This is a genomic window from Sphingobacterium litopenaei (assembly GCF_014692495.1).
In the GTDB taxonomy this organism is placed as follows: domain Bacteria; phylum Bacteroidota; class Bacteroidia; order Sphingobacteriales; family Sphingobacteriaceae; genus Sphingobacterium; species Sphingobacterium litopenaei.
In genome coordinates this window covers 26358-40757 of sequence record NZ_JACOIJ010000028.1, presented here as the reverse complement: position 1 = coordinate 40757, position 14400 = coordinate 26358, and the positions used below count along the sequence as shown (strand labels likewise).

At 36.5% G+C, this 14400-nt stretch carries 15 protein-coding genes and 2 tRNA genes; 5 read left to right on the top strand and 12 right to left on the bottom strand.

Translation table 11 applies throughout. The features are described from left to right. Positions 1-47 precede the first annotated feature (47 nt). A tRNA-Phe gene (locus tag H8B04_RS13145) sits at positions 48-123 on the bottom strand. A gap of 40 nt (positions 124-163) precedes the next feature. Further along, a tRNA-Phe gene (locus H8B04_RS13140) sits at positions 164-239 on the bottom strand. A 185-nt stretch (positions 240-424) separates the two neighbouring features. Here H8B04_RS13140 and mnmA point away from each other — a divergent pair. Next, positions 425-1516: a tRNA 2-thiouridine(34) synthase MnmA gene (mnmA, locus tag H8B04_RS13135; RefSeq protein ID WP_165291363.1), complete on the top strand. Its 1092-nt coding sequence runs from the start codon at positions 425-427 to the stop codon at positions 1514-1516. Between the two features lie 33 nt (positions 1517-1549). Here the strand turns inward: mnmA and rimK are convergent, their stop codons facing one another. From rimK to rnhA, 5 genes are all read right to left on the bottom strand, one after another. After that, positions 1550-2485 carry a 30S ribosomal protein S6--L-glutamate ligase gene (gene rimK, locus H8B04_RS13130; protein WP_165291364.1) on the bottom strand — a complete coding sequence of 312 codons (936 nt, stop codon included), beginning with the start codon at positions 2483-2485 and terminating at the stop codon, positions 1550-1552. A gap of 59 nt (positions 2486-2544) precedes the next feature. Continuing rightward, complete coding sequence (locus H8B04_RS13125) at positions 2545-2976, bottom strand: ATP-dependent zinc protease family protein (RefSeq protein WP_317166105.1); 432 nt, start codon at positions 2974-2976, stop codon at positions 2545-2547. Positions 2977-2981: 5 nt separating this feature from the next. After that, on the bottom strand, positions 2982-4160 hold the full coding sequence (locus tag H8B04_RS13120) for an AIR synthase related protein (protein WP_190302628.1): 1179 nt from the start codon (positions 4158-4160) through the stop codon (positions 2982-2984). A gap of 75 nt (positions 4161-4235) precedes the next feature. After that, positions 4236-4715 (bottom strand): DNA-deoxyinosine glycosylase, encoded by a 480-nt coding sequence (locus H8B04_RS13115; RefSeq protein WP_165291366.1) that lies wholly within the window; start codon positions 4713-4715, stop codon positions 4236-4238. Positions 4716-4726: 11 nt separating this feature from the next. Then, positions 4727-5230 carry a ribonuclease HI gene (gene rnhA / locus H8B04_RS13110; RefSeq protein WP_165291367.1) on the bottom strand — a complete coding sequence of 168 codons (504 nt, stop codon included), beginning with the start codon at positions 5228-5230 and terminating at the stop codon, positions 4727-4729. A gap of 85 nt (positions 5231-5315) precedes the next feature. Here rnhA and H8B04_RS13105 point away from each other — a divergent pair, with 85 nt between their 5' ends. Continuing rightward, entirely contained in the window at positions 5316-7142 is a 1827-nt protein-coding gene (locus H8B04_RS13105) for an alpha-L-fucosidase (RefSeq protein ID WP_165291368.1), read from the top strand. A gap of 19 nt (positions 7143-7161) precedes the next feature. On the opposite strand, the gene H8B04_RS13100 is transcribed toward H8B04_RS13105, so the two are convergent. From H8B04_RS13100 to H8B04_RS13080, 5 genes are all read right to left on the bottom strand, one after another. After that, positions 7162-7671 (bottom strand): FUSC family protein, encoded by a 510-nt coding sequence (locus H8B04_RS13100; protein WP_165291369.1) that lies wholly within the window; start codon positions 7669-7671, stop codon positions 7162-7164. 78 nt (positions 7672-7749) lie between these two features. Then, positions 7750-8394 carry an uL13 family ribosomal protein gene (locus H8B04_RS13095; protein WP_165291370.1) on the bottom strand — a complete coding sequence of 215 codons (645 nt, stop codon included), beginning with the start codon at positions 8392-8394 and terminating at the stop codon, positions 7750-7752. Positions 8395-8410: 16 nt separating this feature from the next. Beyond that, a complete protein-coding gene (gene lpxB, locus H8B04_RS13090) occupies positions 8411-9520 on the bottom strand; it encodes a lipid-A-disaccharide synthase (protein WP_165291371.1) in 1110 nt (369 codons plus the stop codon). Between the two features lie 278 nt (positions 9521-9798). Further along, positions 9799-11001: a porin gene (locus H8B04_RS13085; protein WP_190302627.1), complete on the bottom strand. Its 1203-nt coding sequence runs from the start codon at positions 10999-11001 to the stop codon at positions 9799-9801. A 234-nt stretch (positions 11002-11235) separates the two neighbouring features. Beyond that, positions 11236-11463, bottom strand: a complete 228-nt coding sequence (locus H8B04_RS13080; RefSeq protein WP_165291372.1) for a hypothetical protein — start codon at positions 11461-11463, stop codon at positions 11236-11238. Positions 11464-11975: 512 nt separating this feature from the next. Between H8B04_RS13080 and H8B04_RS13075 the strand changes: the two genes are divergently transcribed. From H8B04_RS13075 to H8B04_RS13065, 3 genes are read left to right on the top strand one after another with little or no spacing between them, the layout of a single operon-like run. Next, a complete protein-coding gene (locus tag H8B04_RS13075) occupies positions 11976-12695 on the top strand; it encodes a GNAT family N-acetyltransferase (protein ID WP_190302626.1) in 720 nt (239 codons plus the stop codon). Between the two features lie 56 nt (positions 12696-12751). After that, positions 12752-13939, top strand: coding sequence for an argininosuccinate synthase (gene argG / locus H8B04_RS13070; protein ID WP_165291374.1), 1188 nt, complete (start codon positions 12752-12754; stop codon positions 13937-13939). Continuing rightward, a complete protein-coding gene (locus H8B04_RS13065) occupies positions 13939-14385 on the top strand; it encodes a GNAT family N-acetyltransferase (protein WP_165291375.1) in 447 nt (148 codons plus the stop codon). Before argG ends, H8B04_RS13065 begins: the two co-directional genes overlap by 1 nt. Positions 14386-14400 lie beyond the last annotated feature (15 nt).

The following is a 14400-nucleotide window of genomic DNA, read 5'->3' as shown; positions in this document are numbered from 1 at the left end:
TGGCACCTTTTAAGTTTTTGATTTGAAACTGTTACTTTCAGTTTTAGTGGTGGTGCCAGCTGGATTCGAACCAGCGACACAAGGATTTTCAGTCCTTTGCTCTACCAACTGAGCTATGGCACCTTTTAAGTTTTTGATTTGAAACTGTTACTTTCAGTTTTAGTGGTGGTGCCAGCTGGATTCGAACCAGCGACACAAGGATTTTCAGTCCTTTGCTCTACCAACTGAGCTATGGCACCTTTTTAGCAACTATTTGTTCCCTTGTTGCGTTGCAAATGTAGCTTCTTTTTTTTAATTCTAAAACATTCCAAGTAATTATTTTCGGTATTTTTTCCAATTCCTTGATTTTGATTGAGATAAAATTACATGAAATAAACACGTTAATAAAGGAATTAAGGGTATCTTTGCACTTTAATAATTTGATATGAGTAAAAAGGGTAGAGTATTGGTCGCGATGAGTGGTGGTGTAGACAGTTCAGTTGCGGCTGTAATGTTGCACGAACAGGGCTATGAAGTGATCGGTATTACGATGAAAACTTGGGACTATGCAAGTTCCGGTGGATCATCGAAGGAAACAGGCTGTTGTAGCTTGGACAGTATCAATGATGCGCGTTCATTAGCTGTAAGTTATGGTTTCCCACACTACATACTAGATATACGTAACGAATTTGGTGATTATGTCATTGACAATTTTGTGGATGAGTATATTGCAGGTCGTACACCTAATCCATGTGTGCTATGTAATACACACATCAAGTGGGAAGCTTTGATTAAGCGTGCAGATAAATTGGATTGTGAATTTATAGCTACAGGGCACTATGCTAATATTCGTCAGCATGATAATGGTCGTTTTGTAATTTCAAAAGGATTGGATGAGCATAAGGATCAGTCTTATGTACTTTGGGGAGTGTCGCAGGAAAATTTAGCGCGTACGCAATTTCCTTTAGGATCTTTCCGTAAGTCAGAAATCAAACAAATGGCTTTGGATATGGGGCAACAAGAATTGGCGAATAAATCTGAGAGCTATGAGATCTGTTTCGTACCGAATAATGATTACCGTGACTTCTTAAGACACAAAAGACCTTCTTTGGATCAAGAGATCGGACCAGGTAACTTCATCTTATCGGATGGTACTGTAGTGGGAAAACATATTGGTTATCCTTACTTCACGATTGGACAACGTAAAGGATTAGGTATTGCCTTGGGTAAACCGATGTTTGTGATTGAAATCTTGCCAGAAAGTAATTCGGTAGTATTAGGCGAAGAGCATGAGTTGGAAAAAACACAAGCTTGGGTGCGTAATATCAATTTGGTGAAATATGCTTCAATTGAAGAGCCGATGGAAGCGGTTACGAAGATCCGTTACAAAGATTCAGGTGCACAATCTATCTTAACACAACACGGAGACACGATGCAAGTGGATTTCCCACATGCTGTAAAAGGTATTGCTCCAGGACAATCTGCTGTATTCTACGAAGGAAACGATCTTTTGGGTGGTGGATTTTTGATGAAATAAGTAATATTAAATATATCTAGAGAAAGCAAGCTATTAAAGCTTGCTTTCTTTTTTTACCCTACGTTTGGTCGTCGTAGGTTTATTTTGCTGTTTGAAATCATATTGTCTTTCTAAATACTTTATGATTTCTGCTGCAATATCTTTTTGCGTTGCTTTTTCAATACCTTCTAAACCAGGTGAAGAATTAACTTCCAAAATCAACGGTCCTCTTGAAGATTGAAGCATATCTACTCCTGCAACAGTTAATCCCATGGCTTTTGCCGCCGCTACTGCCGTTTCTTTTTCTTTGCGTGTTAATTTGATAATTTCAGCTGAGCCTCCACGGTGAAGATTCGAACGAAATTCTCCTTCTTTTGCGGTACGCTTCATAGCGCCTACGACTTTCCCATCTACTACAAAAGCTCTAATATCCGAACCTTTAGCTTCTTTGATGTATTCTTGAATCAAAATATTGTTTCCAAGACCATAAAAAGCTTCAATTACTGAAGATGCTGCTTTCTTTGTTTCTGCTAATACTACACCAATACCCTGCGTTCCTTCTAATAATTTGATAACGAGAGGCGCTCCTCCAACCATGTTGATCAAATCATCTACATCAGAAGCCATACGTGCAAAACCTGTAGTTGGTAATCCTAAACCTGCACCTGAAAGTATTTGCATACAACGCAACTTATCTCGAGAACGTGTGATGGCTTGACTTGGATTTGCCGAAATCACATCCATAACTTCGAATTGACGAACAATCGCTGACCCATAAAACGTCACGGATGATCCTATTCGAGGTATGATGGCATCGATATCGTTGATATCCTGTCCTTTGTAATGAATGCTAGGTTTTCCTTGTTGGATACCTACATAACATTTGCTGTGGTCCATGACAATACATTCATGCCCACGTGCTATTGCTGCTTCTACTAGACGACGTGTCGAATAGATGTTTTTATTGGTCGATAAGACTGCTATTTTCACAAAAAATGCGTGTTAAACTATGCTATAAACAAGAAACTATATAATTGGTTTTAATCCTATTAAAAGGAATTAGAGGCTAAGTTCTTTTTTGAAACATCCACAAGAAATTTCTTACTAATGAAATTTCTACCTAATAACATGGGGTAGGACATGGAAGAACGATCGCGGAGGGACAATTTGATATCATATAGCTGATCAAACATTCTGATTTTTGTTACAAAAATATGTCTCGTTTCTGTCTGTCCAAATGAACTTTTGACTACTCTCTCGCGATGTATCGGAAAGATAATGGTGAGGATTTCTTCGTCTTCTAAATGCGGTTTGATGTGACAGGTAATAAAACGCTGATCATTCTTTTCCGTGATTTCGAAATCCTCACAATGTAAAACTGAAGTGTCTGCTCCGGTATCAATCTTTGCTTCGATATTGTACATTCCCAATTCAGGAAGGTCAATAATCTCTGTGCGACCAATGATGAGCTTATCTTTCACAAATATTATTCGTAGATAAATGTGCCGTAAGGCGACTGAACTGTCACTTGTTTTTTGTCGCTCGCTTCTACACGACCAATAATCTGTGCAGGAATGCCAAACGATTCAGAAATAGCAATAATATCTTGCGCAATTTCTTCCGAAACGTATAATTCCATGCGGTGTCCCATATTGAATACTTTGTACATTTCTTGCCAATCTGTATTCGATTCTTTTTGAATTAATTCAAAAAGTGGAGGAATAGGGAATAAGTTATCTTTGATGACGTGTACATTATCCACAAAGTGAAGCACTTTAGTTTGTGCACCACCCGAACAGTGTACCATACCGTCAATTTGTGAACGGTATTTGTCTAAGATTTGTTTGATCACAGGCGCGTAGGTACGCGTAGGAGATAATACTAATTTACCTGCTGTTACTACTTCGCCAGTTTCTGTGGTGATTTTATCGGTCAATGCTTTACCACCAGCAAATACTAAATCGTAAGGAACTGCTGGGTCGAAACTTTCAGGATATTTCTCTGCAATATATTTGCTAAATACGTCGTGACGAGCGGAAGTCAAACCATTAGAACCCATGCCGCCGTTGTATTCTTTTTCGTAAGTCGCTTTTCCGTATGATGCCAAACCAACGATTACATTGCCTGGTTTGATATTGTGGTTAGAAATTACATCTTCGCGTTTCATACGGCAAGTTACCGTACTATCTACGATGATTGTGCGTACCAGATCACCCACATCAGCAGTTTCACCACCTGTAGAGTAGATGCCTACTCCCATTTCTCGCAATTCAGCCAAAATTTCTTCTGTACCGTTGATGATTTCAGCGATTACTTCACCCGGAATATTGTTTTTGTTACGTCCAATTGTGGATGATAAAATGATATTATCAATTGCTCCGACACACAACAAATCATCTAAATTCATGATGATGGCATCTTGCGCAATACCTTTCCAAACGGAGATATCGCCAGTTTCTTTCCAATATACGTATGCTAAAGACGATTTAGTACCAGCACCATCTGCGTGCATAATGTTGCACCATTGTTCATCACCACCCAATATATCAGGGATGATTTTGCAGAAAGCTTTGGGGTATAAACCTTTGTCGATATTTTTTATGGCATTGTGTACATCCTCTTTCCCAGCGGATACACCTCTTTGGTTGTATTTTAAGTCTGACATCTTGCCACAAAAATAATCAAAGCATATGATTATAGCTAAAGTTTTTTACAAACACTATATCGCAGTTTTCCACGATTAAATTTTTATAATTTCCCAATGCTGCAAGAGTTTTTCAATTGAGAACTGTGCGTTGGCAGGGCTAGTACTCGGTAAGGTGATATAATTTAGGTTTTCTTGCTTTTTGAAATACTTCTCAAAAAGTTTTTGAGCTTTTTGCCCGTTAAAAATAACATTTGAAATAGCTGGCTTTTCAGCTAATAATTGAGGGATTGTATTTGGAATAACTTCCGAAATATCCGTGTCCATACTTCCGGGACGAATAGCCGAAGCGCATACATCCCAAAGAGCAATCTGCTGTTGATGAAGGAGCTTTATTCTCTCAGAATAATCAGATGTAAATTCTTGCTCAAAAAGTGCAAATAGCACTTTCCAAAATCTATTTTGAGGATGCGCATAATATTGGTCTTTCGCAATAGATAAATCTCCTGGCAAAGAGCCAAGAATAAGTATTCTAGGTTGATTTGGAATTATCGGAGCAAAAGATTGTTTGAGCATATTTCTATAAATTACAACAATCCCATTTTCTCTTCGGCTTCAAATACAGAATCAATTTGCCATTTCAACGGATCTTTGGAAGCAGCAACGGCTAATCTGTCGCAACGCTCATTTAAAGGATGGCCCGCATGTCCTTTTACCCAAACCAATTTCACATCGTGCAATTTGTAGGATTGCATTAATCGCATCCAAAGGTCTTTGTTTTTTTTGCCAGCAAATCCTTTTTGAATCCAACCATTGATCCATTTTTTATCAATAGCATCGATAAAATATTTGGAATCGGAATAGATTGTGACTTTTTGTTTTATATTTTTTAGTGCTTCCAAACCCACAATCACCGCCATCAATTCCATGCGGTTATTTGTTGTTTTGCGGTATCCTCCCGAAAATTCTTTCTCAATTAATTTGCCTTGAAAATCAGGATTCGATCCCGTATATATTGTACGTAAAATAGTGCCATATCCACCTGGACCAGGATTGCCACTTGAGGCGCCGTCTGTATATAATTCAATCATTATCTACAAAAATACGATTTTGCTTTTCATTATTCGGTTTACATATTTTAAATACTTATTTTTAAAGGGTAAACCTTTTAGCATTATGAAAAATAAACTTTTTGCAGTTTTGTACTGCATAATTGCGCTTCCAACTTTTGCCCAAAACACACTAACGAAGGAATCCCAGAAGATGGAATGGTTTGATGACGCGAAATTGGGCATTTTTATTCATTGGGGAATTTATGCGGTTAATGGCTTATCGGAGTCGTGGTCTTTTTTCAACAACTACACAAGTCATGAAAATTATCTTGAACAATTAAATGGTTTCACGGGAAAAAATTATAATCCGCAACAGTGGGTTAAACTGATTGAAGAGTCAGGAGCTAAATACACTGTAATTACGTCGAAACATCACGATGGAATAGCACTTTGGGATACCAAAGCGGAGAAAGGTTTATCTACAGCAAAAGATGCTGTCGCAAAAAAGGATGTGCTTACGCCTTTCATTCAGGCGGTGAAAAAATCGAATCTGAAAACAGGAATTTATTTTTCACTACCCGATTGGAGTCATCCTTATTATGATATCAAAACCAAAACTCAAAAGCGTTATGATTTAAAGCAAGAACCTCAACGATGGGGAAACTTTGTGGATTTTTATCAAACACAATTAACCGAAATTTCACAGCAATTCAAACCAGATTTATTGTGGTTTGATGGCGATTGGGAACATTCATCAGAAGAATGGAAAGCTGAAGAAAGTTTGAATTTATTACGAAAGTACAATCCAAATATTATCATCAATTCACGTTTAAATCATCATGGAGATTATGAAACACCTGAGCAAGGAATTCCTGTAGAAAGACCTAAAGGTAGATATTGGGAATTGTGCTATACCATGAATGACTCCTGGGGATATCAGCATTTTGACCACAATTATAAAACACCCAATATGATCGTGCGAACGCTGGTAGATTGTATATCCATGGGAGGCAATTTATTGTTAGATATTGGTCCTAAGGAAGATGGAACTATTCCCCACGAGCAAATAGAGATTTTAAAAGAATTAGGTCGCTGGACAAAGAAACATACAGAAGCGGTATATGGCACACGAGCTGGTATCGGTTCTGAGTATATTTTTGAGAAGAATGCTTTTTCTAAAGATGGTAAAACCTTATATATATACTTAGAAAATGTGAAAGAACAAATCGTTCTTTCTAGTTTGCAATCAAGACCTAAAAGTGTAAAAGTAGTTGGAAGTGGAGAGAAGTTGACTTTCGATTTTACACAACAAACTTTATTAGTGGGATTAGAGGATATTACTTTTGATCCGACAGTAACTGTATTAGCTGTTGAATTTGAAGAAAAGCCAACTTTTAATTTAAAACGAATAATCGTTCCTACAGATTTAAAATTTGTGCATACTATAGCGCATCCTTATGCGGGTATAAAAGAAATAGTAAGAAACACGAGTATTGGTGCTAATTTATTCAAAGGAAAATTGAATGATGATGCGAGTGAGATTGATAAAGACATACACTTTGCTTCGGAAACCGTCAATCAATGGGTGAAAAAACATGCTGAAGTATTGTATGATGCAAAAAAAGGTATTGATGGAAATCACTATAATGGTTATTCTGCGCTTTCTCCAGACAGACAGACCTTATATCTATTTGTGGAAGGAAAACCGACAGGACCAATTGCTTTGAAAGGTATTAAAAATGCAATATCAAGAATTCGTATTGTAGGAGAAGGCTCAATGATAGGGCACCAAATTTTCAACAAATTGTATTGGTCTGATCGACCAGGAATTATTTATATTGATATCCCCGAAAATAGACTGGATAAACATATGACTGTGATCGCTGTTTTATTAGACAAACCAATAGAATTGCACAAAGAAGAAGTAAAAGCTATAGAAAGTAATTTGTAAATAATAGAGTTCGGAATGTCTAATAAGGTATTCCGAATTTTCTTTTCAAAGGACGGAATATCATGGAGGTAAATACCACAATCAATAAACCTATGATACAACCTACAGCCACGGAACCAAAACGATAAATTGGTGCTTCTACCATGGAGGATTCGTGTGGTTGAACCATAATAATGAGTAAAGCGACCAAAGCTACTCGTGCCATATTTAATACATTGAAAAGTCGACATACTACGATAGTTATAAATACACCCAATAGTATAGAATAGACAGAAGGTTCGAGGAATAACAATAAAAGCATGGCGACAGCAGAACCTATAAAATTGGATTTAAACCGTTCTGTGGATAATCTTCGCGTATCTTTTTCCTCAGGTGAAATAACGAGGATAATGGAAAGTAAGGTCCAAAAGAGCTCAAAATCTGGAAACTCAATGTACAGCTTATAACCGATCAAAAATCCTATACAACATCTAATAATGTAGATAAGTAGGGGAGATGATACGATTCTTTTAAGCAGTTTGTCGAGCATTAAGGTTTGATTTGTACTGCAAAATTACGGAATCTATTTTGAGTAAAAAAGAAAACCTTCCATTCGGAAGGTTTTCTTTTATTTCGCGGTAATGGTTACTTTTCCCTCTTTACCTGGAGAACCAGAATAAATCTGTCCCTGAGGTACCCCACGCAGTCCGGGTGCAGAACGGCTGATTTGATCATAAATATTTCTCAAATCCGAAGAAGGCGTGACACGCAAACCTCCTGGTGTTACATCCGTGTGTAAATAATTATTAGCCTTTTTATTCTCAGTCTGAGGTGTAATACCCTGCGCATTATAAACGATATTGATATCTCCCGCATCTCCATTTGGATCGGTTTTAGTTCCATTGTTGGCGTCCTGCCCCCGAGCAACAACGTATAATGAACCTAACTTTTGGAAGTTAATATCAATATCAAAATTTGACGCATTATTTTGTCCTGCACGACCGCTGATAAATACTTTATCCCCAATCTCTGCATAACCCACTATTAGCTTTACATCTTTTTTGCCATAAAACTGCAAAGAAGATTTGTCTTTCATTATCAGTGTGTCTATATGGACCACAGCAGAAGAATCTCGATTGCGCTCAGCGAACACTTTCTTCTCTTTCTTATCCAATACTAATTTGGAAATTTTAACTTCATTGCTTTGCGCATTTACACTCCCAATTAAAATGAAAAGCGATAGCGCAAAGGTTAATATTCCTGTAATTTTCATAGTAACTCCTTTTAGTTTAACTTAAATACTCCACGATGAGTTTTGCGGTACGAGCTGAGGCTCCTGGCGTGCCTAATTTCTCCGCTAATACATCGTAATTTTCTAAGATACTTTCTCTATGCTCGGTTTCAACGATGATTTTTCCGATCTCATCTTTGATATCCGATGCTGTACAATCTTCCTGTATCAGTTCAATAACTGACAGATAATTGTTGATAAGGTTTACTAAGGAGATGAATTTAACTTTTATTAATTTTCGAGCAAGCCATACTGAAATAGGATTTGCTTTGTACACCACTACCTGGGGCACACGTAGTATCCCTGTTTCCAATGTCGCTGTTCCACTAGTTACAACAGCAGCTTCTGCATTCTTTAATAAATCATAAGTTTGATCAAAAACTACTGGAATTCCCAAATCGCCAATAAATTGCTGATAATACGCCTGATCAAAATTTGGTGCTCCAGCGATAACCAATTGATGTTTTGGAAATGAAAAACTAACATCTACCATTTCAGGTAAAATCTCCTCAATTTCCATTTTACGACTGCCTGGTAAAAGCGCAATAATTGGAGCATCGGTTAGATTGTTGTCCTGACGGAAATTTGGGTTAAATTCATAAGTAGAAATTGCATCAAGTAGGGGATTACCTACGTAATCCACTTTCATACCAAAACGCTTATAGAAATCTACTTCAAATGGAAGGATACAGAACATGTGGTCGACCACCTTTTTGATTTTGTGCACACGCCCTTGATTCCAAGCCCAGATTTTTGGAGAAATATAATAGCAAACTTTGATTCCTTGCTTCTTCGCGAACGAAGCAATTTTCATGTTGAAACCTGGAAAGTCAATTAAAATAACTGTGTCAGGTTGGTAAGCTAAAATATCTTCCTTTACAGCTTTGAGATTTTTAGAGATTGTACTCAGGTTTTTCAATACTTCGACAAATCCCATAAAAGCCATTTGTGAAGTATGAATCAAAGCTTGTTGATCAGCAGCTTCTTGCATTTTATTTCCGCCAACGATTTTAAATTCCGCTTGCGGATCTTCCACTTTCAATGCTTTGATCAAATTAGCACCATGTAAATCTCCCGATGTCTCTCCAGCTATAATGTAGTATTTCATGTAATTTCCTTTTGAAACCTTAAAGATAAGTAATCTTTTAGGATGGATGCGGTTTTGGATAGGATTCCATAATGTATCTCAAAAAAAAATTACATAAAATCAAAAAAGCTCATTACTTGGAGATAATGAGCTTATATATTTATTAAAATATCGTCGATTTGAGTTTCTTTCCGTCATTTCGAACAAAACGAAGTGTAGAGAGAAATCTAATATCAGATTTCTCCTTACGTCGAAATGACGCTTTTCAAATAATGTTCTTCTACTTGAGAACAAAAAATCTAAATACCTAACTCTAATTGGAAAGTACCACCCCAACCATTTTTCTTGTGGCTATTAGAATACATACCATCTTTTACGGTATAATTTCCATTTAATTGGAATTTCAATCGGTGTGCTTTTAAGTATTTTGTTAAACCAATTTCTAATACTTCTGTCTGGTTTTCAAATTGCGAAATCTGCTCATGTGGTTTTAAATAAGTGTAACGTGCAGCGATTTCGTAACCTTTATTCAATAAGTAAGAAGTTTGTTGATTCACACCCCAACCTTTATAGGCGTAGGTTTCTTCTGCAGGATCTTCTTCTAGATAATTGATAGGATTATCTACATCGCGACGCATATATTCCACTTGATAGGCAAATCCTCGATATTTGAAAATCGCATCTACAAAACTTGTTTTCAATGTAAAAGGATTCAAGACATATTTGCCCAATTGACCGCCTTCACGTATGGTTCGATCATTATAGCTGTAACCTCCCCCAATAGACAATTTTGGTTTTTCTTCTCTTTCCAAATCTCCTTCGGAATAATCTCCAGAGTTTTCAAATTGACCAAAAGGCAAAAATTCTACTCGACCAGTGTAGGCTAATCCGTCATCTGTACCATTTGCAGGTCTTCCTTCACCAGTGGAGATAGCAGCCTTCGCATTGAATGGCATATTGCCAATTTTCTTGCTCAAATTTAATGAAACACCAAAATCTCGATCCAGGGTAAAATTACTGTTCACTAAAGAGCGGTCGGCAAATTGTAATTGTCCCGAAGAATTGACGCGCTGTCTATTGCCTGGCAATTTATTTTGCCCTACTGAAATATATAAATCATCCGAAAAATTATAGAACATAACAGCGTCACGCACGATGTTGGGAATTCCAGAATCGTCTATATCCTGGTCTCCACGGCTAAAAGCTAATTGTACGGAGTAAGAAATCTTTTTAGTATAAATATATCCATCCATACGCATACGTAGGCGACGAATTCTCGCATCAAATTTACCGTTGTCTTCCCCATCAATTACATTATTAAAACCGACACGATTTTGCATACGAAAACGAAAGTTCGTATAGAATAAAGAGTCTTTTGAAGTATATTGAATTCCTTTGAAATTTAGAATAGTAGCTCGATCATCTCTTTCCTGCGCTTGAACAAACGTTGTAAAGCACGCAGCTATGGTAGCAGCAATTATTACAGTCTTTTTATAAATCATTCGGGTCATAAATTATTCTATTTTAGTTCAAACTATGTTGCAATCTATGGTTAGTTAAATGTTTATATAACATTAACTTAACACAAATATATACTTCGAATCTGGAAAAAAATGGGAAAATGAATAATCTAATTTAATGTTAATATATCCTTAACATTAAATTAACCTATCTATAGAAAAATAGTTCTATTGATTACAGAAAGAAGAAAAAACTGTGGAATGAGAAGAATGGTATTATTTTAAATCTGATTCTGCTTCTCTAGCGTCAATTTGGTGTTGCTTGTAGTTTTCAATAGCGTTTTTACTGGCTTTTTGAGAAACATAAATAGCCAAAATTGCTATTACAGTAACTATGCTGATACCCCAAACATACTTGCGTTTGTCTTGCTTTACCAACCAATACATTAAAATAATATATGGAATAGCGAAAATAACGTAAAAAATAATGCTTGGACCTACCATGACTGTTTATTTAAATATTGGGTACAAAATTAGATTATTTCAAAGGATAAACAAAATCGATAAGTGTTATTGACGAAAGGATGTGAAATAAATTGTTTTTTTAAACATTTCAACGTTATAGATGTCTTATTAAAAGATTGATTAAATACAGATTTAACCTGTAGTTTTTTTGAAAAAAAACTACAATTCTATTGCATAAAGAAAAAAATATTTTAATACTTTTGCGCTGTCAGATTTAAGAAATAAAACATATTATTCAATGTATTGTACAAGAGAAGATATTACCACTAAGAAACAAGCTTTTAATAAGCTTGTGCAGATGGTTATGGCTTCTTTCAATAGGTTGAATTGTCCAATTCTGCGATTTCGACGACCTATTCTGCCTCGAGCTTGATTTCGGAGGCAGGACACATTAGCTTCATCAAAATTCGTGTAGCTCTACGAGTTTTACAATCCTTAGTTATTTTATTATTTGCACGAGAGTGCGTTAATTATTAGGTCGACATCTTAAGATGACAATTTCAGATTTTTTAATTATTCCTGCTACAGCTGAACACGTGATTCATGCCGAGGCAATCTGTAACGAAATGTTTGAGTCCGCAAAAGCACGTGGAACGGGTATTGCGAGACGTAAACCAGAATATGTAGCCAAAAAGATGGAAGAGGGGAAAGCGGTTATCGCGTTACATAAGGATGGACGTTGGGCAGGCTTTTGCTATATCGAGACATGGTCACATGGTGACTATGTAGCGAACTCGGGACTTATCGTTAGTCCTGAATTCCGTAAAGTAGGTCTGGCTAAAGCTATTAAAAAGCGTGTTTTCGAACTTTCACACGAAAAATATCCAAAAGCTAAAATTTTCGGATTAACTACAGGTTTGGCTGTCATGAAAATCAACTCAGAGTTGGGCTATGAACCTGTTACCTATTCTGAATTGACACAGGATGAAGAGTTTTGGGCGGGTTGCAAAAGCTGTATCAACTACGATATTTTGGTAAGTAAGGACCGTAAAAACTGTATGTGTACGGCTATGCTTTGGGATCCTGCAGAAAAAGCGAAAGAGTTGGAAGAAAGATTACGTCGCAGAACAGAAGCTAAGGAACGTTTGGAAAGAATATCCAAAAAACAATCGCTATTGAAACGTATTGAAGCAAAATTGTGGGGTTCTACCAAGAAAATTGTCGCTGCGGTATTACCTGAAAAGGTTTCTACAGCAAAAAATTATAATTAGTACATTTGTAATACATTAGAAATAAGGATACTTCCTGTAAAATATTTATATAAAGAATGAAAAAAGTAGTTTTAGCATTTAGTGGTGGTTTAGATACATCTTTTTGTTGTATTTATCTTTCTAAAGATTTAGGTTTAGAAGTACACTCAGTAGTAGTGAATACAGGTGGTTTTTCGGATGAAGAACTTAAAAATATCGAAGCTCGTGCTTACGAGTTGGGTGTGAAATCGCATACAACAATTGACGAAACTGAAAACTACTACCGCGAAACTATTAAATATTTGATTTTTGGTAATGTATTGAAAAATGCAACTTATCCATTGTCAGTATCAGCAGAACGTGTGTGTCAAGCAACAGCTATCGCAAATTATGTAAAGAAAATCGGCGCAGAATCCGTAGCACATGGTTCTACAGGTGCTGGTAACGATCAAGTTCGTTTTGATATGATTTTCAACACTTTGATTCCAGGTGTAGAAATTATTACGCCAATCCGTGATTTGAAATTATCTCGCGAGGCTGAAATCGAATACTTAGGTAAACACGGTTTTCCTTACAGCGCTGAAAAAGCGAAATATTCTATCAACAAAGGACTTTGGGGTACTTCAGTAGGTGGTGCTGAAACATTAACTTCAAACCAATACTTGCCAGAATCAGCATGGCCTACTCCAGCGACTTCTACAGAGCCTCAAACCATTACTATCGATTTCGAGAAAGGTGAGCCTGTAGCATTAAACGGTGAGAAAATTGGAGCTGTAAAAGTTATTCAACAATTACAAGATCTAGCACAGCCTTACGGCATTGGTCGTGATATTCACGTTGGTGATACTATTATCGGAATCAAAGGTCGTGTAGGTTTCGAAGCTGCTGGTCCGATGATTCTTGTGAAAGCACACCATACTTTAGAAAAACATACATTGACTAAATGGCAACTTTCGTGGAAAGATCAAATTGCTGCTTTCTATGGTAACTGGATGCACGAAGGTCAAATGCACGATCCCGTTATGCGTGATATCGAAGCTTTCTTGACTTCAGCACAAGAAACAGTAACAGGTCGTGTTATTGTTGAATTACACCCTTATCGTTTTGTGATTAACGGCATTGAGTCAGCACACGATTTGATGAATAATAAATTCGGTAGTTACGGTGAGATGAATGCGGGATACACAGGAGAGGATGTAAAAGGGTTCTCTAAAATATTCGGAAACCAAACTATCATTTGGCATAAAGTAAATAGCAAAGGCTAATGATTGTTCTTGGTACATTAGATAATTTAAATGATTTAGTGAACCTATTTGATCAATATAGAATCTTTTATAAGAAAGATTCTGATCTAGAAGGTGCTGAGAAATTTTTATCTGAACGTATCAAAAATCAAGAGTCTGTTATTTATATCTATTATGATAAAAATATTCCGGTAGGGTTTACACAACTCTACCCTAAATATTCTTCAGCACGAATGGTGCGAAACTGGATTTTGAATGATTTATTCGTGCTGAAAGAATATAGAAAAACTGGGATAGCCACTCAGTTGATTAATCAAGCTATTGAATTTGCAAAATCCAAGGATGCAAATTTTGTACAGTTAGAAACCCAAGTTGATAATTTCGTAGCACAAAAGCTCTATCAACATTTAAGCTTTGAATTGCAGGGACCTGATGAAGAATTCCTGCTTTATAAAAAGTTTATATAAACCTTAACTTTCAAT